The sequence below is a fragment of the Polaromonas sp. genome (assembly GCF_035638815.1).
Classification (GTDB): domain Bacteria; phylum Pseudomonadota; class Gammaproteobacteria; order Burkholderiales; family Burkholderiaceae_C; genus Polaromonas.
In genome coordinates this window covers 166,204-185,269 of sequence record NZ_DASQZG010000019.1, presented here as the reverse complement: position 1 = coordinate 185,269, position 19,066 = coordinate 166,204, and the positions used below count along the sequence as shown (strand labels likewise).

The following is a 19,066-nucleotide window of genomic DNA, read 5'->3' as shown; positions in this document are numbered from 1 at the left end:
CAAAATCAACCCCACATGCCAATGCAAGGGCCCCACTGCGCTGCGGTTTTAAAACCTGAACCCGAGGAAACCATCTTGAACGCAAGTACCGGAAAAAAAAGAATCGCTGTGATCGCCGGCGACGGCATCGGCAAGGAAGTCATGCCCGAAGGCATTCGGGTAATGGAGGCGGCGGCCGTCAAATTCGGCATTGACCTGCAGTTTGACCATTTCGATTTTTCAAGCTGGGACTATTTTGACAAGCACGGCCAGATGTTGCCCGACAACTGGAAGGACCAGATCGGCGGACACGACGCCATTTATTTCGGTGCGGTAGGCTGGCCCGACAAAATCGCTGATCATGTTTCACTGTGGGGATCCCTCTTGATGTTCCGGCGTGAGTTTGATCAATACATCAACCTTCGCCCCGCGCGTCTGATGCCGGGCATCATTGCCCCCGTGGTGCGCCGCGACGGCTCTGCTCGCGTGGCAGGAGAGATTGACTTTTACATCGTGCGTGAAAACACGGAGGGCGAGTACTCCACCATAGGGGGCAGGGCGTTCCCGGGTACCGATCGGGAGTTTGTGTTGCAGGAATCGGTTTTCACGCGCATCGGTGTGGACCGCGTGCTCAAGTTCGCGTTTGAACTTGCCCAGTCACGCCCCAAAAAGCACTTGACCAGTGCGACCAAGTCCAACGGCATTTCGATTTCCATGCCTTATTGGGACGAGCGGGTGGTGGAGATGGCCAAGGGCTATCCGGATATCAAGCTCGACAAGTTTCACATCGACATTCTGACGGCGCATTTTGTGCAGCGACCTGACTTCTTCGATGTGGTGGTCGCCAGCAATTTGTTTGGAGACATTCTGAGCGACCTGGGTCCCGCCTGCACAGGAACCATCGGCATTGCGCCGAGTGCCAATCTCAACCCCGAGCGCAAGTTCCCGTCGCTGTTTGAGCCGGTACACGGATCGGCCCCGGACATTGCTGGCCGCAACATTGCCAACCCCATTGGGCAAATCTGGTGCGGCGCGATGATGCTGGAGTTTTTGGGGCACAAGCAAGCGCACGATGCGGTGCTTTCGGCTATTGAAAAGGTACTCAGTCCCCAGAGCGGTGCGCCACGTACCCCAGACCTGGGCGGCACTGCAACATGCCAGGATGTGGGCAAGGCGATTGCGCATGCTCTGGAATCACTTTGACCTGCTCTGGTTTTATCGTGCAGGCCTCAAACGGACGGGGTGCTTGGCAATATGGGCGGAAAGCGTGAAAAAAAAGACTAGAATCCGCCACCGCACGTTGTAAAAATCTGATGTTGTATTGACACGATGGGAGTCCATGGCTCTAATTGGCATCAGCAGAAGATCTGCACCATGCCGCCTCCCCGCCGTACTCTTCTACATATATGCGGGGAGATCATTCAAGAGACAACAGATTAACTTTATCAACGAGGGGCTCCTTGTGAACAAGACCGAACTAATTGAGCACATTGCCAAACATGCTGACATTTCCAAGGCCGCTGCAACGCGTGCGCTGGAGTCAACCATTGGTGCTGTGAAAACAACCCTGAAAAAAGGAGGCTCTGTGTCTCTGGTGGGTTTTGGTACTTTTGCAGTGGGCAAACGCGCCGCGCGCACAGGGCGCAACCCGCGTACCGGGGATGCGATTAAAATCAAGGCAGCCAAAGTGCCAAAGTTCCGTCCCGGCAAAGCGCTCAAGGACGCACTGAACTGATACACACATGATTTGAGAGTTGAGGTGGGGTGCTTAGCTCAGTTGGTAGAGCAGCGCCCTTACACGGCGTAGGTCGGCGGTTCGAGCCCGTCAGCACCCACCAGATACTGAACAAAAGGCGAACAGAAGGTTCGCCTTTTTTTTATTGACGCGTATAGGTTTAACGTGCCTTCAAAGGCCACACAGGAATTCGACATGTTTGACTTCATTCGCAAGCACACCAAAGTCACCATGGGCTTGCTGTTCTTGCTGATCGTTCCCTCGTTTGTGCTGTTTGGTCTGGACGGCTATAGCCGGAACCAGGAGAACAGTACCGTGGTCGCGCGTGTGGATGGCCAGGACATCACGCAATCCGAGTGGGACCTCGCGCATCAAAATGAAGTCAACCGTATCAGGGCTTCCATGCCCACGCTCGACGCGAAGCTGCTGGACACGCCCGAAGCGAAGTACGGAACGCTGGAGCGTCTCGTTCGTGACAGGGTGCTTGCAGCTGCAGCTGTCAAAAGCGGCCTCGTGGTGCCTGACCAGAAATTGCAGCGCCTGTATGCCGAAGACAAATCGATTGCGGCATTCAGGCAGCCCGACGGCAAATTTGATCGCGCAGGTTTTGTCGCAAGAATCGGCATGACGCCAGAAGCCTACGAAGCTGGTCTCAAGTCTGAGCTCGCAACCCGTCAGGTGATGACGGGTGTCGCAGGCAGTGGCTTCTCAACCAAATCGACGGCAGACATCTCCCTTAATGCTTTTTTTGAGAAACGGCAGGCGCAGGTGGCCCGTTTCAGCACGGCCGACTATGCGGCCAGGGTCAACCCCACCGACGCCGAGCTCGAGCAGTTTTACAAGGAGCAGCAGTCCTTGTTCCAGGCGCCTGAGCAGGGCAGCATCGAATACGTGCTGCTCGATCTGGATGCCCTCAAGAAAAGCATCACCGTCGACGAGCAGGAGCTCAAAACCTACTTCGAGAAAAATGCTCAGCAACCCGCTACTGGCGAAGAGCGCCGCGCAAGCCACATCCTGATCGATGCGCCGGCTGCAGCCCCCGCCGCAGACCGCCAGAAGGCCAAGGAGAAGGCAGAGCAGCTCCTTTCGGCTGTCAAGAAAACGCCGGCTTCCTTTGCCGACGTGGCGCGTAAAAACTCGCAGGACGCGGGGTCTGCAGCGTCGGGTGGCGATCTGGATTTCTTTGTACGCGACGCCATGGTCAAACCTTTCGCGGACGCTGTTTTTTCAATGAAAAAGGGTGACACCAGCGAGATCGTTGAGACGGAGTTCGGCTACCACATCATCAAGCTCACCGACATCAAGGTTCCGAAACAGAAAACCTTCGAGGAGGCGAAACCTGCACTGGAGGCCGAGCTGAGGCAACAGCTTGCACAAAAGAAGTTTGCGGAAACGGCTGAGGCTTTCAGCAACGCTGTGTACGAGCAAGCCGACAGCCTGCGCCCCATTGCGGATCGCCTGAAGCTCGAAGTGAAAACTGCCACACAGTTGACGCGAAATCCCGCCCCCGGCGCGACGGGTGTGCTGGCCAACCCGAAGTTTCTGGCTGCCTTGTTTGCGCCTGACGCGGTGGAAAAAAAGCGGAACACGGAAGCCATTGAGGTCGGCGCCAATCAACTGGTGTCCGGTCGGCTGACGCAATACGCACCGGCCAGAGCCTTGCCTCTTGCCGAAGTGAAGGACCGTGTGCGCGCGCAGTTGCAGCAGCAGCGTGGCGCTGAGCTCGCGCGTAAAGAAGGCGCGGAAAAGCTCGCGGCCTGGAAAGCGAACCCTGCGGCTGCGGCGCTGCCCGCAGCGATGGTCATCTCGCGCGACCAGACCCAGCAGCTGCCGACTGCGGTGGTCAACGCTGCTCTGAGTGCCGACAGCAGTGCATTGCCGGCTTTGGCTGGCGTGGAACTTGGTGCGCAGGGATACGCCATCGTCAAAGTGCTTAAGGTCTTGCCGCGCGAGGTGCCTGCTGCCGCCGAGGCTCAAGCAATGGCTAAGCAGGAGTTGGACCAATACACCCAGTGGTGGACTTCCGCTGAGAGCCTGGCGTACTACAAAGCCCTGCAAGCGCGGTTCAAAGTGGAGATCAAGGCGCCCAAGCCCGAGCCTAAAGGAGCCGCGGAAAGCGCTGGCCGCGGCTAAGGCGCGAAGTTCTTCGTTATAATTCAAGCTTGCGGTGGCTGTAGCTCAGTTGGTAGAGTCCAGGATTGTGATTCCTGTTGTCGTGGGTTCGAGCCCCATCAGCCACCCCAGTATTTGAGACCCAGTATCCATGCGGGTTCCCGCGGTATGTGGGTGCATGGTGTGGGTGCAAAGATTCAAGGTCTCTAGGAGCAATCCTCGGGGCCTTTTTCATTGGGGATTGGCGTTAACGGGGTCACCCTTCGGGACACCTTGAGGGGCTCCTTTTGGTGCTTATCGCGGTCTAAGGGAGTGCTTCCACTTGTGAGAAGGTCTCAGGGTTTGGGGTTTTTTTATTTTTCTCCCTGTTGCATGATCCGTTTTGCCGATGTTGGCAACACTCTCCAGGACCACGCATGACGCTCACGTTTTCCCGCTCTACCTTCGAGGTATCGCTTAGCCACCTTTACGCCCGCATCGGGGGCCGTGAGGTTTTCATCAAGCGTGAGGCAGGCCAGCCCCTGCGGTTTCTCTCTAGCCGCCGTGAGGGGTCCGCTTGGGAGGTCTGGGGCTTAGGTCTGTATGCCGTTGTTAACCCGCTGTGAGGTGCGGGGTTTTTGGCGCAAAAATCTGAGAGGTCCCTCAAGGCAATCGGGCGGTGAAAGTTCCCCCATGCCGGGGGTCAGTTCTCCCCCTAGGGATTTTTCGGGTGTTGCGCCTGATGCTCTTTTTCTCGCACCGCTAAGGCTCAGGCTGTGGGCACCGCGTCGGACTGCTAGGGCGCAACCATGACCCGCTGGACCATCCTTTGGGGCGTCCTACTGGCAGTCAGCATAGTGCTACTGAAACAAAAGCACCTGGGAATTGGTGCCCCTTTGTGTGTCGTTGCTTCTTGGGGGTTTCTTCTGTCGTTCGGCTTTCCCCCGAAGAAGTAGCCTTCAATCGTCAAGGCACCCGTGCCACTCCATTACGAGAGCGCAAGCGGGGCACCTAGCGGGGACGCTCGGGTCTATGAGATAGGCCGCTTGATGCTTGTCGGCTGTGGCAGTCGCCGCGTAGGTGTCATAGTCAATCTCCACCAGTCCCACGGCGTGACAGCGGGGGCACGTAGCGGCCTCCAGTGCTGCTGCTGTGTCAAAGCCTTCAATGCGCATAGCGGGACCCCCTCAGCGCCACCACGGGACGCCGTAGGGTCATAGTACCGGACTCGCTAGCACCCGCTGCACCGTCGATACGCCGCACTCCAACTGCTTGGCAATCTTCAGCATCCCGAGACCCTCTGCACGTAGCCCCCGAATGCGTTCTTCGACTGCCTCTCCGACGCTAGGACGGCCAATGGGTAACTTACCTTTCTTTGGGTGGGCTTTCGCCCGTGCCATGCCTGCCTTGACCCGTTCCTGAATCATGCCCCTCTCAAACTCAGCAAACACGCCCATCATCCCGAACAGGGCCTTACCCGCTGGCGTGGTGGTGTTGATGCCCTGCTGGTGCAAGTAGAGGTCAACACCTGTGGAGTGCAACTCTTGCAGCATGTTCACCAGGTCAATCAAGGAGCGTCCCAAGCGGTCAACCGACCAGGACGCCACCACGTCGAAGTCCTTGCGGGCCACGCCCTTTAGCAGCGCATCCAACTGTGGCCGGTCCTTGCGTCCCTTCGCTCCACTGATCCCCTTGTCCACAAACTCAGAGACCACTTCCCATCCTAGGCGCTCAGCGGCCTGGCGTAGCTCACGCAATTGGTTCTCCGTGCTTTGCTTGTCGGTGGACACGCGGGCATAGAGGGCGGCACGAAGGGGGCGGGCGGGCTTGGTCATGGGCTTCCTTTGTTGAATGCCCCGATGATGCGTGTAATCCATACGGAAAGCAACTGTTTTCCGTATAGTTGATTTGGACGATGCTGTCAGAGGGGCAAACAGGCGGTTTTTCTGAGGGGGTTTCGGTATGGTCTGGAGGGCGTCGTCCATATACCCCCCACATTAGGAAGCCCCCAAGGTCAACCTCTGGCATGGGTTAAACCTGCACACTAGGAAAGCACCCAAAGGCCGGGGTAAAAGTCACACATTAGGAAGGTCGCAACCTTCAGCGGATATAAGGCCCACATTAGGGAAGTCCTGCGGCATTACCCCCTTCACTAGGGGAGCGTCCGAATAATAGTCCGACATTAGGGAAGCCCCCTAGTAGGACATCCAGCCTGTCCCTCAGGCACCCAATGGGGCACACCAAACAGCCCCCCACGGCCATCAATCGGCCCCTTCTGGCAGCACCTCAGCCGCCAGTTCTCAACACCCCACCATTAACCAATCGAGACTGTATGAGTCAAATTAAGAACGCCCGCGTCATTCGGGCCTACACACTCCCCGTCATTGCCTTTGACCATCTCAAGGGCAATCAGCGTATTTATCAGCATCAGGCGGACCTCGCCGGGGGTGACCACATCGTCACCAACAGCGAAGCCCTTACCCGCATCCTTCAGGACCACTACAACCTCGGCATGGTCGCGGTGTTCCAGGGCATGCAAGTCAGCGAACTCTGCACCGCACTGGCCCTGGGCCATCTTGTGGTGACCAAGCCGACTCCTGAAGGGGCCTCCCATGCTGCCATCTAACACCGTCTGCTGTGTCTTTACTGAGACCGGCACGGCCCCCCTGCGGTGCTACAGCGACCAAGCGGGCACCTTCTGGTTCATCGCTCGGGATGTCTTTGCATTGCTGGACATCAGCGGCACACAACAGGCGCTGACCCGCCTTGAGGATCACGACAAAGCATCGACGGGCACCGGCAACCCCTACGGCCTGCACAAACACACCATCACGGTAAGTGAACAGGGGGTGTATGACCTCACCATCACCAGCCGCAAGCCTGGCGCGAAGGCTCTGAAGGGGCGGCTTTTGAGTCACATCTCCCCGACGCTGCGCACCCTGGCCCGTTCTTCACGGAAGGGGGCCACGCAATGACCCGCCTCCAGATCAGCGACAACTTCGGGAACGAACGCCTGCAAACCCAGGCCCGCCCTATCGCCACCACCACGGTCACCCAAGCGGCACCTCCACCCCTCGCTGAGGACAAGTGGCGCGGCCTGGCCAATGTCTTCGCGGGTGCTGAGATGGTCAACGAGAACAACCGCGCCATGCACGAAGCGCAGGACAAGGAGCGTGCCTCCAAGTACGCCAACTCGATGACCGTGGATGAACTCGGGAAGCGCATCAAGGCTGGCGACATGCTGGCCTCGGAGTCCCCTGTGTTCGCTGCCACCGTGCAGCACATCTGGGGGCAGAACTCCCAGGCGGCTATCGAGCGGGACGTGATGACCAAGGTGACCACGGGCGAACTGAAGTTCAAGGACCCCACGGAAATCGACAACTACCTCACGGAGAACCGCAACACGGTCCTGTCCGGCCAGAGCCAGTACGCCAGTGCGGGCTTCGACAAGGGTTATGCCAACCTGCGCACAAACCTGATGGCCAACGTGGCGAAGGTCAATGACAAGGCCATCGTGGAGCGGGCTGTCAACGAGGCCTCGGACAGCCTCAGCAACAAGCTCCTTGAGGTGACCTCAGGTGACTTCAAGGGAACCCCTCAGGAAGCCGCTGGTGCCCTCCTAGCCCACTACGATGTCCTGCGGCGCACCAAGGTCATGCCCGATGCTGGCGGGAAAGCTGCCCTCACTGAGGTCATTACCCGTGCTGCCGCCTCTGGGAAGACGGGCCTTCTGGCATCCCTTCTGGACACCGAACTACCCGCTGTGGGCACCGTGCGGAGCTTCCTCGGGGAAACCAAAGCGGCAACCCTGACGGCACAGGCGGGGTCTCAGTTTGACCAAGGCCAGCGACAGCGTATTGATGAGGAGGTTCTCCCCTTCATGCAGCAGTCCGACAGTGGCACCTTGAACGTGGACAAGTTCATGGCATGGGCTCAGTCTGATGCGAACAAGAAGTACACCAGTGCTTCCATGATTCACTCCATCACACGGGCGAACATGGCCGCACAGGCACAGCAGTACAAGGAACTCCAGAAGGCGCAGATTCAGGGTGCTGTGCTGGCGTCTGAGCATGAGGCCATGAAGCGTGTGGACGCAGCGATGACCAACGGCACCCTCTGGACCGTACAGGGAACCGCTAACCCCACCGTACTGACCACCTCAGGGGACACTAAGGACTTCAACGTCAAGAAGTACGCGGAGGATTCCCTCACCCGCCGTACCCAGGGGATGCCCTTCGACCAGCAGGTATCCGCCTGGGCCATGAACGGCCTGGCGAATCCCGATTGGGAGAACCAGATGAAGGCTGGACTGTTTAACCTCAGCAGCATCGGCGTGGATTCCAAAGGGAAGCCCACCGGGGAACTGAATGAGGCCGGAACGAAAGCCATTGAACTGTTCAAGCAGCTTGACGGCACCAACCCGGACTATGCCAAGCAGGTAGCCGGTGACACGGCGTACAAGCGGTTCTCGGATATTGCTTTCCTGACGCACCTGGGCAGGGCTCCTGCGGATGCCGCAAGCATTGCTTCTAACGTGGCCTCAGGGGCTATCAGCGGGGGCTCTGGGGACAAGATAGCCAAGCAAGTGGCCTCGGAGGTCGGGAAGCTGACAGACACCCCCTGGCTGGACTGGCTAGCGAACACGCGGGACCACGTTTCTGACTTCGTGGTGAACAACAACCCCAGAACGTATGCCCGCGCCTTCGCAAGCGGCGTATTGGGTGAGGTCCCAGGCATGGAGGACGCTGCGGCATGGCTCAAACCCACCAAGGCCAACACGGCAATGCGCGGCACGACACCCAACACCTCCCAGGTGCATGGGCTGGTGAAGCGTTACGCCACCCTCCTGGCCCACAGCGGGCAAGTGGGGGACGCCACGGAGGCCCTCAGGGTTGCGGTTGACTACATCCGCAGGCCGGAGGTCTCCACCCAGGTCAACGGAACGCTCTACCTGCGCTCTGAGCTGCCCGCTTCACCCAATGCCAGCAGGACACAGGGCGAATGGCTTGAGCGGTTCATAGATGCCGTCCCGAAGGCACGGGCGAAGGACCTGAAGTTCCCCGGGGAGGCCGTGCGGCTGGAGTATGACGAACGGTCGCGTATTTACCGGGCCTTTGTCGCTGGTGTTCCTCTCACCGATGCAGGCGGCGGGATCATGGCTTGGCACAAGGGCCAGATTCAACAGTGGTATTCGACCCAAGCACACATCGACTTGATCGAAGGGGCCGCGAAGGGGGCGGAGGTCTCCCGCAAGGCACAACAGGGCGCAACCCTTGGGGCACCTCATGACCCACAGAAGGAGGCCTTCGTGGGGGAGATGAGCACACGTCAAACCAAGGCCGCTACACCACAGGCCGGGGCGTTCCCATCGTCCCTGAATCGGGCTAATTGATGGCGCTGTAGTCAGCCCTGCCAGTTCATTCTTTATCAACTTAACCAAAAGGAAGGGGGCTAACTGCCTCCTTTTTCTTTTCCAAATGACACTAGACAAAGTAACTTCCCCGAGCGCCCCTGCGGAGCTCGCTAAGGGCTCACCAAGCACCCCAATGACTGAGCCAAGGCAGGGATGGCGTGAACGCTACGCGGCCCGCCCAAAGGCCTCTATCAGCCTGCGTTATCAGGGTTATGAAATCCGCGCACACGTCACTCCTGACGGCACCCCGTGGGTGGTCCTTGCGGACATCTTCCGGGCTCTTGAAAAGCGGAAGACATGGCTCCTGAGGAGACGTATCCAGGACCCGCAGGACATCCTGCCGGTTCTCGCATGGGTCCCTAACGCTGCAACTCCTGCTGGCGGTGGCGGGGCCATGATCCAAGCCACAAACGAGGCGGGACTCCGCTACATGCTCAGCGTGAGCGATGAGAAGGCGGTTGCTCTTTACGAGTGGTTCATTAAGACCGGCCTCCCCCAGTTGCGGGCGGGCGGATGACACCCAGACCTAATCATTCTTCAGCCCCCCACGAATACGCACCGACACCAGACCCGCACTGGACGCCCGCGATTGAGGCGGAATTCTTCACGCGGCTTGACACGCTCTATCCTTTTGAGTCGCCCCGCCCATGGGGCTCCGGCACACCCGTCCCACTCAGCCCCGTTAAGGCGCTCCTCCTCACTGCATACGCAATCGACACTCTGAAGGCACGACGCCTGAGCGGCCACTACCTGACCACCTTAAGCGGGGTCATGGGCCGCATGGCAAGGGCAGAACGTGAACAGCGGGAGGCCACAATCTCACAGAGAAAAGGAGCCTTCGGCCCACGCCAAACCCTCAGGACCCTTCAGGCGCAGCTTGAGGCGGCAGGAATGCTCCACAGGGAGACCCGGTACCAGGGGCACGGTCACAGTGGTACGGTCTTTGTGTACCAGCCAAATAGCCGCTATGTGCCCTCAGGGGACCCGGCAGCGGAACTGGAGGTGACCTATCGGGCGGTTGAGGGAGAGTCAGACTACCCGAACATCTGTGGCGGGCTTGAGTCGGAAGACTTCACACACTGATTCCTTATCAACCCACTATAAGGGGAGCCATAACGATGAACCCTACGGTTAACCGGGAGGTGCCGCCGTAGGTCCGTGATGTGTGGGAAAAGGTTCACGGGGGAGGATGACCAATGAGGGGGAATACTCTGTGGTCTCCTCCCTGCGGGCATCTGTATTGGGCGGGTCTCCGACATTTACAGCACGGCTGGTGGGGCGCTAGCCGCTTTGGCTTGTTGAACTCGCATACGACGCCTCAGTTCCCTTTTTACGAACTTGATAGCGTAGTCCTTGTCTCCGCCTTCCACACTTGCGATGACGGACTTACGGCAGTGTTCACATACGAAGTCAGTTTTCCGGGTCTCGCCCAAATGGGAGGATGTCCAGTTGCACGAACTATCGTCATATACAAGTTCTGCATCACACGCGGGGCAGTAGCACCAGAGGCCGCTTATCTCTCCGCCTATCCAGTGCCAGCGCCAAACCGCCCCGTTAACCATGTCCGTTATGTAGGGCTGTGAAGAATCCCCCCGACCCAGAAAAAGGGTCAGAAATCTCCCACAAACCGCAATGAAGCATAGGCCCAGGATCAATAGCAGCCACCCGGGCGTTTTGTAGCCATCAACGAAGAAGCCCAGGCCCCATAGCGTTTTGTCCCAGAACCACAACGGGACGTTTTTGATGATGGGCGCTATCTCTGTCAAGACTGCAAGAACCGCAGCAGCAATTAGGGCAGCAATAACGCTGTTTCGGATGGGATGTGACTCTTCTTTTTTCATCTATTGTTCCGTTGAGACTCTGATGAATTGAATTACAGCATCCGCGTGAAGCGTATTCAAGGGGGGTCGAGGAGTCTAAGTATTCCCCCGCAAGCAGGCAGTAACGGTGGGTTAGGCACGGCCATAACTCAGCGGTTCGCAAGAAGTAGGGCCGCAGCTTCCACCTTTGCGCCATGGCGTACCTTTCTGGCTGTTTCAATGGCGTTCGCCCTGCTGCCACCTTGCGAGTATGTGTCCCCCGCAAGTGTCCCGACCTTGTGCCCTACGAATCTATGGATCGGCACCTGACCCACCCCCGCCGCTTCAAGAACTGTAATGACATTGCGGCGGTATGAGTGAAAGTCGGTCCCATCTGGTACACCACAGGCGCGACGATAGCGGCCATAGGCTTTCACTGCGGAGGCGGAGAACTTTTCATCCAGACCCCCAGGGGACAACTCAGGGAACAACCTGTCCGTACCCGAAAGACCCTTTAGACGCCGCTTGAGTACGGCACGGGGGGCCGCGTGTGTGACCCCCACGGGGCGGATGCCAGCCTTGGTCTTTGAGTCCGTGATGTCGAGAACACAGACCCCACGGGTCACCTCTACAGCCTGTGCTGTGAGGCTACAAAGCTCCTCCTCACGGGCACCTGTGAAAAGCCCCAGGATCATCAAGTCCGGTAGGTAGGAGTAGGTAGGCCAGCCCTTAACCTTGTCATTGCCAGCAAGCAGTTTTAATAGCTCATCGTCTGTGTAAGAACGCTTGGGCGGGCGTGTGCCCTTGTTCTGCTGTTTGCTGAGCTTGTGGCCCGTCCAAGGGTTGACACCGGGGGGCACGGCCTCACGCGAAGCCATCCACGCCCAGAAGCCCCCCAGGGAGACCAGCTTGTCCCTGAGTGTCGTATGCGCCAGCCCTCGCTGTGTCAGCGTCGTATCAATGTACGAGAGGGCAACTTTGCGGGTGACATCGGAGGGCGTAGCGTGGTCGTTCCCCATGAATTCCAGAACCTCAGAAAGGGCTTTTCGATGTCCTGATTTTGTGGAGGCTTTGTAGTCGCTCACCTCCAACCATTTCTCCATGAGTTCGCGGAGCGTGTCAGTGGTGGCGGTTGCGGCCTTGTACCAGCGTTTGGCCTTGTCCGTGCCGTAAAGCCGTTCAAGTTGTTCCGCCTTATCAATCACAAGGTCCTGAATCGTTCCGTGAAGATTTTCATCGCCCTCGGTCTCTGCTGCTAAGAGGCTTTCCCGCCACTGTTTGGCCTCAGCAAAGGAGATGCCGCGTTCATCGGCTTTGTTGGGTGACAGACGAAGCCGCGCAAGCTCCCCCTTTATTCGGCCCACTACGGCATGCTTACGGCGGTTGGCTTCAGCCTTTTCGCCCGTCTTCAAAGTGCGTCGGATGTGGGTTTGGCCTAGATACTTCTCCAGGGTGCGAGGGACACGGACGCGGGCGTAATACGTGCCGCCTACCTTTTGAAGATACTGATCTGGGTTGCCGCGTTTGGTAGCCATAGAGGGGCAGTGTGGGTGCAGAGTGTGGGTGCATGATCTTCCCACAAAAGCCGCGCCACCAATGGCGTTCGTTGTTTTCTGGCCCCGTGTCGCTTCACCCCATCAGCCACCCCATATCGGATATAAAAAGCCTGCTACCAAAACGGTAGCAGGCTTTTTTCTTGGCTCGGTCCCGCTGGGTCCAGGCTGAGGCCATATCCCCCGCCACCTTCTTGCGACTTAGCCACTTTGGTGCACGGGTTGTTCATGTCGCGCGCCGGGCGGCGGCTCGGCGAGGTGTATAAATTCATTCGCTGCCAGAGCATCTCCAGGCCTTGTTGAGCTTTGGGATCGGGCCAAGGAATACACCATGATTTTTAATCTTCGGGCAGGCCGCCGTGTCGCTGTTGCCGCATTCGTGGCGGTACTGAGCGGTTGCGCTTTTAATCCCCTGTACAGTGTGACACCAGGCCTTTCACGTGACGAGGTCGTTGCGCGCATGGGTACGCCGCGTGCAGTAGTGCCGTTAAACAAGGGGACGCGCCTGCAATACTCACTTCAGCCTGCAGGTCGTTATGCCTATATGGTCGACCTTGATCAGTCCGGTCGCGTGCTCAGCATTCGTCAAGTGCTCAATTCGCAGGACTTTGCCCGCATTGAGTTGGGGAAGTGGACCAAACAGGACGTGCTGCGGGAGTTTGGCCCTCCGTCCTCTGTTGATCACGTTGCCTCGTGGAAGGGCGATATCCTGACCTACAAGTGGTTTGACGTGCAGAACATGTTTTACTGGGTCTACCTCGATCGCAACGGGGTGGTGCAACGCGCACATCCCGGCATGGAGGAGGACTTCTTTTTGCCGGACAACGTGCCCTGACTTGTCCTCAGCTTGCGCTCAGTTCCATCACGAGCTCAACCGACGCCCGTTTTTTGTGGGGACGCTCCTATATCTGGAGCGCGCCCCAAAGGCTCTTACCGCGGGGAACTTGCAGGATTTAAAGTCCTGGATTCGTTTTTCATGAAGTTCTCAACGCCCGCTGCGTTTCTGTCTTGCCTTTGCTCGGCTTTTGCCTGGCCCAATGTGGTGGCACGGACGATCGCATCGCGTGCGGCGTCGGCTTGAAGGACCGCAGCCACCAGTTGCTGCAATTCGACTTTTTGGGCATTGTTCTGAAATACAAAATTCCCCTGATGCAGGCCCAGTCGACCATCCTGCGCCACGCCCCAATCCACCAGCTTCGACATGGCATCGAGCAGCCGTGTGTCGGCTTGGTCCATGTCTGAGTACATTTTGACCAGGGCGGTCCTGCCCTCATTCATTCGCAGCGCTCCGATCTCGCGGGCCACGCCCGCGGAGAGATGTTCGTTGATAAAGCGGTCGGACTCGGTGAGCTGCGTCTGCATCAGCACGCGTCGTTCCGTGACCAGCGCCCGGTAATTTGAAATACCTGCCTGTGCCTCCGTGAGTCCTTCCCGGGTACTGAGCGTGTGGGGAGTCAGGATGCGAGACATGTCAACCTTCTCAAACTTGCCCTCCAGTTCAGTGAATTCGGCCGTTTGGCGTGCGTGGTGAGCAACCGAAGCAATGACGAACCGTGTCTCTGCGTCTGTCTCGCCATTGGGCTGAATCGGATGGCATCCTGAAAACAAGCATAGCCCCAGCCCGGTCAGCACGATGGCATAGGCTTTCACGGCTTTGTCCCGGTGTCTGGTTGCCAACCAGATCAGCAAGCCCAAACCCAAAAACAAGCCAGGGAATTTGGCAGCGTCGTAGCTGGCTGCGGCCGGGCTGATGTAGCCCCCAAAACTGGCAAGGAAAGGGAGGGCCAACGCTACAACGATGAGCGCCGTCCCCAAGCCTGTCGCAAGCTTTGGCGAAAGAATCTGCCCTGATGCGGAAATGCCATTCATGCCTCACCACTCCTTGTTAAGCATGGAGTGTAGGCTTCCGGGATTTTTGACCGCTCTCAGTTCACCATCACCAGCTTGCCCTTCACGCCGCGCGAGCCCATGTGGGCGTAGGCTGCCTTGAGGTCTGCCATGGGCATGGTGCGGTCAATGACAGGTTTGATTTTTCCCTGTGCGTACCACTGGGCCAGCTCGGCCATGGCGGCGGCACTGGCTTTGGGTTCGTTTTTGGCAAAACCGCCCCAGAACACACCCACGATGGACGCACCCTTGAGCAGGGTGAGGTTCAGGGGCAGCGAAGGAATCGGACCCGAAGCAAACCCGATCACCAGGTAGCGACCCCGCCAGGCGATGGAGCGAAATGCCGGCTCTGCAAACTCGCCTCCCACCGGGTCGTAAATCACATCCGGGCCTTTGCCATCAGTCAGGGCCTTGATGGCTTCGCGCAGGTTTTCGGTGCTGTAGTTGATGGTGGCGTCGGCCCCGATGGACTTGCAAAGCGCACATTTTTCGTCGGTCGATGCCGCAGCAATGACTTTCGCGCCCATGGCTTTCGCAATCTGAATGGCCGACGTACCGACGCCGCCAGCGGCCCCCAGCACCAGTACGGTCTCGCCGGCCTTAAGCTGGGCGCGATCCACCAGAGCGTGGTGGGAAGTGGCGTAAATCATGATGAAGGCGGCGGCATCCACATGCGGAAACCCGTCGGGCAGAGGCATGCACAGCGCAGCGGGTGCAATGGTGTGCGTACCAAAACCGCCCGTACCTGAGAGGCAGGCGACGTTTTGGCCAACCCTGAGGTGTTTCACCCCTTCGCCAACGGCTTCAACCACGCCCGCATATTCGGAACCCGGCACAAACGGCAACGCTGGCTTCATCTGGTATTTGTTTTGCACGATCAGCAGATCGGGAAAGTTCAGACTCGCGGCCTTGATTGCAATCAGCACTTCGCCGGCCTTGGGCTCGGGCGTGGGCAACTCTTTCCAGGATAGCGCGTCAACGCCGGTGGGGTCTTCACAAAGCCAGGCATGCATGGGGTTCTCCGTTGTCGTTCAGGTCATCGCATCATAGGCAGAAGAAGCGTTGCCGCGGCTATTGCGGGCCTCCCGCTTGTCACGCCCGAGACCGTAGAATTGACTCATGAAAATCCTGATCTGCAACGACGATGGCTACCAGGCCTCCGGCATCATTGCCCTGTATGAAGCCCTGAAAGACATCGCTGACGTAGAGGTGGTAGCACCCGAGCAAAACAACAGTGCCAAATCCAACGCGTTGACTCTTCACTCGCCCATGTATGTGCATACCGCCGCCAACGGGTTTCGCTACATCAACGGCACACCGGCCGACTGTGTGCATATCGCGCTAACGGGTTTGTTGGGCTACCGGCCTGATCTGGTGGTCTCCGGCATCAACAACGGCGCCAACATGGGCGACGACACCATTTACTCGGGCACCGTCGGCGCGGCGATGGAGGGCTATCTTTTTGGCATTCCGGCCATCGCGTTTTCGCAAACTGAAAAAGGCTGGGCGCACATTGACGTGGCTGGCCAGCGCGCGCGTGATCTGGTGCAGCAACTAATGCCTTCGCTGGAGAAGGCTGCTGGCGATACGCAGCCAGCGGTGGCGCCCTGGTTGCTCAACGTGAATATTCCCAATCTGCCAGAGGCAGAGCTTCAGGGCTTCAAGGTGTGCCGGCTGGGGCGTCGTCACGCAGCCGAAAGAGTCATCACCCAAACCAGCCCGCGTGGTGAAACCATGTACTGGATTGGCGGTGCAGGCCCGGCCAAGGAAGAGGGGGAGGGCACAGATTTTCATGCCACGCGCCAACATTTCATCTCCATCACGCCCCTGCAGGTGGACCTGACAGACCACGAGCGCCTGCCCCACTGGACGCAGACCGCGACCAAGCTCACACAAGCGCTGGCATGACGACGCCTCCCAAGCGGCCCGGTTTCCCGGTGCGTCTGGCGCCCGACGCAGGTACGCCGTCTGCTACCAAAAAGATAGCTGGTCGCGCCCACCCGGAAAGGGCTACCGGTCTGATTGATGTAAAGAAGCCGGTAAAGTCAATACAGACCAGCGGCCTGGGACTTGATTCCAAAGCCGTGCGGGCCCGCATGGTGCACAAGCTGGCAGCACAGGGTATCTCCGATGCGCAGGTGCTGGCGGCCATGGGCCACGTGGAGCGGCACCGCTTTGTAGACACCGCCTTGGTCAACCAGGCTTATGAAGACACCAGCCTCCCGATTGGCCTGGGCCAGACCATCTCAAAACCCAACGTGGTGGCGCGCATGCTGGAGTTGCTGCTGCAAGGGCGGCCTACACGTCTGGGTCGTGTACTCGAGATAGGAACGGGTTGTGGCTATCAGGCAGCAGTTCTGGGTCAACTGGCGAGCGAGGTCTACAGCATTGAGCGCCTGCGCGGCCTGCACGACAAGGCGCGCGAGAATCTGCGGACGTTTCGTCTGGCCAATGTTCATTTGTTGTTTGGCGATGGCATGGTGGGTTATGCCAAGGGCGCGCCCTATGCGGCCATCATTGCAGCTGCAGGCGGCGAGGCCATTCCGTCGGCCTGGGTGGAACAGCTTGCCGTTGGGGGGCGGCTGGTCGCACCCATGCAGATTGCTGGCGGTGCCCAGGCCCTGGTGGTGATCGACAAGACCCCACAGGGTGTTACACAGACGGTTTTGGAGGCTGTTCACTTTGTACCTTTAAAATCGGGAACAAGCTGAGCGGGCGGGCTTCAAAGCCTGATTCGCGGCAAATGCAACAAAGGTAAATCAAGCAATGAATCAAATAGCAGGGTCGTTCATGGCAGCGTCTGGATCAGGTAGCTCTGAACAGCTCAGAAGGCGCAGGTTTGCCACCGCTGGTTTCGTGCTGGCAGCGGTGTTCCTGGTGTCCGCCTGCAGCACACGCGGCCTGAACCGTGCCCCTGTTGAAGACCGCGGTGCGGGCATGAACCGGCCTTTGCCGGGTGTGGTGGACTCCAGCGCTGTCAAGCCGCTACCGGGTGCTGAAAATGCTGGCAAGCCCGGTTACTACACCGTCAAGCCCGGCGACACCCTGATCCGCATCGGCCTGGACACCGGCCAGAACTATCGCGACATCGGCCGTTGGAGCAATCTTGAAAACCTCAACCTGATCGAGGTCGGCCAGGTTTTGCGCGTGGTGCCTCCAGTAGAGGCCACAGGCGTTGTCGTGCGGCCTGTGACATCCAGCGGTGCCACCGCCGCCTCTCCGGCAACCGTGGCCAGCGCCCCGGTTGCCGCAGCAAGCGCACCCAAGCCAGCGGCAACCGCAAGCTCATCGGCCCCCACCGCGGGCGAAGATGACGTGGCGTGGATCTGGCCGGTGCAGGGCGCAGGCACGGTCTTGGCCGGGTTTGATGAAGCCAAGAACAAGGGGCTGGACATTGCGGGCAAGGCTGGCGACGCGGTGATCGCTTCCGCCGATGGCCGGGTGGTGTACGCCGGTGCCGGCTTGCGGGGTTATGGCAACCTGGTCATCCTCAAGCACAACAACACCTTCCTCACAGCCTATGCCCACAACCAGGCCTTGCTCGTCAAGGAAGACCAGACGGTGCGCAAAGGCCAGAAAATCGCCGAGATGGGTAGCACCGATGCCGACCGCGTGAAGCTGCACTTTGAAATCCGCCGCCAAGGCAAGCCGGTGGACCCCGCACGGTATCTGCCCGCCAAATAAGCGCGCGCAGATTGAAGAATCAGGGAGCCTGCAATGCACGGCTCCCTTTTTTATGCCCATCAATTCTTGAAGAAAGTTTGACCCATGGCCTGGCCTGTACTGGTATTTGACATTGAGTCCATTCCCGATGTGGCCGGGCTACGTGCCCTGCGTGGCGAAAGCGCAGACAAGAGCGATGCCGAGGTCTATGCCGGCTATGTCGCCGAGCGGCAAGCCAAAGGGCAAAGCGACTTCATGCCGCTGCATCTGCAGCGCATTCTGGTCATCAGCTGCGTGTTTCGCAATGCCGAGGGGCTGCGCATCCATTCCTTTGTGGACAAGGATGGCGCCTCGGAAGGCAAGGTCATCCAGACGTTCTTCAACAGCATTGAAAAACACGTGCCCCAGTTGGTCAGCTGGAACGGTGGGGGTTTTGACTTGCCGGTGCTGCACTACCGCGGCCTCAAGCACGGCGTGACGGCCAGTCAATACTGGGAAGTAGGCGAGACCGACCGCGACTGGAAGTTCAGCAACTACATCGGCCGCTATCACATGCGCCATCTTGACTTGATGGACCTGCTGGCGATGTACCAGCCCAAGAACAATGCGCCGTTGGACGCCATGGCCAAGCTGTGCGGCTTTCCCGGCAAGCTGGGCATGGATGGCTCGGCGGTGTACCCGGCCTACCTGGCCGGGAAGACCGACGAGATACGCCGCTATTGCGAGACCGATGTCATGAACACCTATCTTCTGTACTGCCGTTTTCAGAAGATGCGAAGCGGCTTGCTGGAGGCGGAATACGATCAGGAGATCGAACTCGTCAAACAGACTCTGGGCAATCTGGCGCCCGACGAGGCGCATTGGGACGAATACCTCAAGGCGTGGGTCTAAGCACTCGCGTTGTGAGCAATTTTGGCACTTTGCCCTTTAACTGCGGCAATAGTTT

17 protein-coding genes and 2 tRNA genes are annotated in these 19,066 nt (G+C 58.7%); 15 read left to right on the top strand and 4 right to left on the bottom strand.

The window, feature by feature from the left end:
• The first annotated feature begins 75 nt into the window (after window positions 1–75).
• The 6 genes from VE934_RS13550 (at window position 76) to VE934_RS13525 (ending at window position 4,431) form a co-directional block, all read left to right on the top strand.
• On the top strand, window positions 76–1,182 hold the full coding sequence (locus VE934_RS13550) for a tartrate dehydrogenase (protein ID WP_324888350.1): 1,107 nt from the start codon (window positions 76–78) through the stop codon (window positions 1,180–1,182).
• A 259-nt stretch (window positions 1,183–1,441) separates the two neighbouring features.
• On the top strand, window positions 1,442–1,714 hold the full coding sequence (locus tag VE934_RS13545; RefSeq protein WP_007874140.1) for an HU family DNA-binding protein: 273 nt from the start codon (window positions 1,442–1,444) through the stop codon (window positions 1,712–1,714).
• Between the two features lie 27 nt (window positions 1,715–1,741).
• Window positions 1,742–1,817: transfer RNA gene (locus VE934_RS13540), tRNA-Val, on the top strand.
• A gap of 92 nt (window positions 1,818–1,909) precedes the next feature.
• Window positions 1,910–3,847: a SurA N-terminal domain-containing protein gene (locus tag VE934_RS13535; RefSeq protein WP_324888344.1), complete on the top strand. Its 1,938-nt coding sequence runs from the start codon at window positions 1,910–1,912 to the stop codon at window positions 3,845–3,847.
• Between the two features lie 34 nt (window positions 3,848–3,881).
• A tRNA-His gene (locus tag VE934_RS13530) sits at window positions 3,882–3,957 on the top strand.
• Window positions 3,958–4,242: 285 nt separating this feature from the next.
• On the top strand, window positions 4,243–4,431 hold the full coding sequence (locus tag VE934_RS13525) for a hypothetical protein (RefSeq protein ID WP_324888342.1): 189 nt from the start codon (window positions 4,243–4,245) through the stop codon (window positions 4,429–4,431).
• A gap of 588 nt (window positions 4,432–5,019) precedes the next feature.
• Here the strand turns inward: VE934_RS13525 and VE934_RS13520 are convergent.
• A complete protein-coding gene (locus tag VE934_RS13520; protein WP_324888340.1) occupies window positions 5,020–5,640 on the bottom strand; it encodes a recombinase family protein in 621 nt (206 codons plus the stop codon).
• 497 nt (window positions 5,641–6,137) lie between these two features.
• Here VE934_RS13520 and VE934_RS13515 point away from each other — a divergent pair, with 497 nt between their 5' ends.
• From VE934_RS13515 to VE934_RS13500, 4 genes are all read left to right on the top strand, one after another.
• On the top strand, window positions 6,138–6,431 hold the full coding sequence (locus tag VE934_RS13515; protein WP_324888338.1) for a hypothetical protein: 294 nt from the start codon (window positions 6,138–6,140) through the stop codon (window positions 6,429–6,431).
• Window positions 6,418–6,780: a BRO-N domain-containing protein gene (locus VE934_RS13510; RefSeq protein ID WP_324888336.1), complete on the top strand. Its 363-nt coding sequence runs from the start codon at window positions 6,418–6,420 to the stop codon at window positions 6,778–6,780. Before VE934_RS13515 ends, VE934_RS13510 begins: the two co-directional genes overlap by 14 nt.
• The gene (locus VE934_RS13505) at window positions 6,777–9,197 is read left to right on the top strand and encodes a hypothetical protein (RefSeq protein WP_324888333.1); all 2,421 of its coding nucleotides are present in this window, start codon (window positions 6,777–6,779) and stop codon (window positions 9,195–9,197) included. Before VE934_RS13510 ends, VE934_RS13505 begins: the two co-directional genes overlap by 4 nt.
• A 154-nt stretch (window positions 9,198–9,351) precedes the next feature.
• Window positions 9,352–9,735 carry a hypothetical protein gene (locus VE934_RS13500; RefSeq protein WP_324888331.1) on the top strand — a complete coding sequence of 128 codons (384 nt, stop codon included), beginning with the start codon at window positions 9,352–9,354 and terminating at the stop codon, window positions 9,733–9,735.
• 1,452 nt (window positions 9,736–11,187) lie between these two features.
• On the opposite strand, the gene VE934_RS13495 is transcribed toward VE934_RS13500, so the two are convergent.
• On the bottom strand, window positions 11,188–12,552 hold the full coding sequence (locus VE934_RS13495) for a DUF6538 domain-containing protein (protein ID WP_324888329.1): 1,365 nt from the start codon (window positions 12,550–12,552) through the stop codon (window positions 11,188–11,190).
• Window positions 12,553–12,901: 349 nt separating this feature from the next.
• Between VE934_RS13495 and VE934_RS13490 the strand changes: the two genes are divergently transcribed.
• Window positions 12,902–13,405 (top strand): hypothetical protein, encoded by a 504-nt coding sequence (locus VE934_RS13490; protein ID WP_324888327.1) that lies wholly within the window; start codon window positions 12,902–12,904, stop codon window positions 13,403–13,405.
• A 95-nt stretch (window positions 13,406–13,500) separates the two neighbouring features.
• On the opposite strand, the gene VE934_RS13485 is transcribed toward VE934_RS13490, so the two are convergent.
• Both VE934_RS13485 and VE934_RS13480 read right to left on the bottom strand, forming a co-directional pair.
• Window positions 13,501–14,439, bottom strand: coding sequence for a hypothetical protein (locus VE934_RS13485; protein WP_324888325.1), 939 nt, complete (start codon window positions 14,437–14,439; stop codon window positions 13,501–13,503).
• A gap of 56 nt (window positions 14,440–14,495) precedes the next feature.
• Window positions 14,496–15,470, bottom strand: coding sequence for an NADPH:quinone oxidoreductase family protein (locus VE934_RS13480; protein WP_324888323.1), 975 nt, complete (start codon window positions 15,468–15,470; stop codon window positions 14,496–14,498).
• A gap of 106 nt (window positions 15,471–15,576) precedes the next feature.
• Between VE934_RS13480 and surE the strand changes: the two genes are divergently transcribed.
• The 4 genes from surE (at window position 15,577) to VE934_RS13460 (ending at window position 19,011) form a co-directional block, all read left to right on the top strand.
• Window positions 15,577–16,365, top strand: coding sequence for a 5'/3'-nucleotidase SurE (gene surE, locus VE934_RS13475; protein ID WP_324888321.1), 789 nt, complete (start codon window positions 15,577–15,579; stop codon window positions 16,363–16,365).
• Entirely contained in the window at window positions 16,362–17,168 is an 807-nt protein-coding gene (locus tag VE934_RS13470; RefSeq protein ID WP_324888319.1) for a protein-L-isoaspartate(D-aspartate) O-methyltransferase, read from the top strand. The genes surE and VE934_RS13470 overlap by 4 nt, the downstream gene beginning before the upstream one ends.
• 79 nt (window positions 17,169–17,247) lie before the next feature.
• Window positions 17,248–18,141 carry a peptidoglycan DD-metalloendopeptidase family protein gene (locus tag VE934_RS13465; RefSeq protein ID WP_414693852.1) on the top strand — a complete coding sequence of 298 codons (894 nt, stop codon included), beginning with the start codon at window positions 17,248–17,250 and terminating at the stop codon, window positions 18,139–18,141.
• An 84-nt stretch (window positions 18,142–18,225) separates the two neighbouring features.
• The gene (locus VE934_RS13460) at window positions 18,226–19,011 is read left to right on the top strand and encodes a 3'-5' exonuclease (protein WP_324888315.1); all 786 of its coding nucleotides are present in this window, start codon (window positions 18,226–18,228) and stop codon (window positions 19,009–19,011) included.
• Window positions 19,012–19,066 lie beyond the last annotated feature (55 nt).

Excerpts from the sequence above, each read along its gene's own strand:
- VE934_RS13465 (WP_414693852.1), top strand. The coding sequence starts at position 17,248 with ATGGCAGCGTCTGGATCAGGTAGCTCTGAACAGCTCAGAAGGCGCAGG.
- VE934_RS13470 (WP_324888319.1), top strand. The coding sequence starts at position 16,362 with ATGACGACGCCTCCCAAGCGGCCCGGTTTCCCGGTGCGTCTGGCGCCC.
- VE934_RS13510 (WP_324888336.1), top strand. The coding sequence starts at position 6,418 with ATGCTGCCATCTAACACCGTCTGCTGTGTCTTTACTGAGACCGGCACG.
- VE934_RS13495 (WP_324888329.1), bottom strand. The coding sequence starts at position 12,552 with ATGGCTACCAAACGCGGCAACCCAGATCAGTATCTTCAAAAGGTAGGC.
- VE934_RS13480 (WP_324888323.1), bottom strand. The coding sequence starts at position 15,470 with ATGCATGCCTGGCTTTGTGAAGACCCCACCGGCGTTGACGCGCTATCC.
- VE934_RS13490 (WP_324888327.1), top strand. The coding sequence starts at position 12,902 with ATGATTTTTAATCTTCGGGCAGGCCGCCGTGTCGCTGTTGCCGCATTC.
- VE934_RS13520 (WP_324888340.1), bottom strand. The coding sequence starts at position 5,640 with ATGACCAAGCCCGCCCGCCCCCTTCGTGCCGCCCTCTATGCCCGCGTG.
- VE934_RS13485 (WP_324888325.1), bottom strand. The coding sequence starts at position 14,439 with ATGAATGGCATTTCCGCATCAGGGCAGATTCTTTCGCCAAAGCTTGCG.
- VE934_RS13505 (WP_324888333.1), top strand. The coding sequence starts at position 6,777 with ATGACCCGCCTCCAGATCAGCGACAACTTCGGGAACGAACGCCTGCAA.
- VE934_RS13460 (WP_324888315.1), top strand. The coding sequence starts at position 18,226 with ATGGCCTGGCCTGTACTGGTATTTGACATTGAGTCCATTCCCGATGTG.
- VE934_RS13515 (WP_324888338.1), top strand. The coding sequence starts at position 6,138 with ATGAGTCAAATTAAGAACGCCCGCGTCATTCGGGCCTACACACTCCCC.
- surE (WP_324888321.1), top strand. The coding sequence starts at position 15,577 with ATGAAAATCCTGATCTGCAACGACGATGGCTACCAGGCCTCCGGCATC.
- VE934_RS13525 (WP_324888342.1), top strand. The coding sequence starts at position 4,243 with ATGACGCTCACGTTTTCCCGCTCTACCTTCGAGGTATCGCTTAGCCAC.
- VE934_RS13500 (WP_324888331.1), top strand. The coding sequence starts at position 9,352 with ATGACTGAGCCAAGGCAGGGATGGCGTGAACGCTACGCGGCCCGCCCA.
- VE934_RS13535 (WP_324888344.1), top strand. The coding sequence starts at position 1,910 with ATGTTTGACTTCATTCGCAAGCACACCAAAGTCACCATGGGCTTGCTG.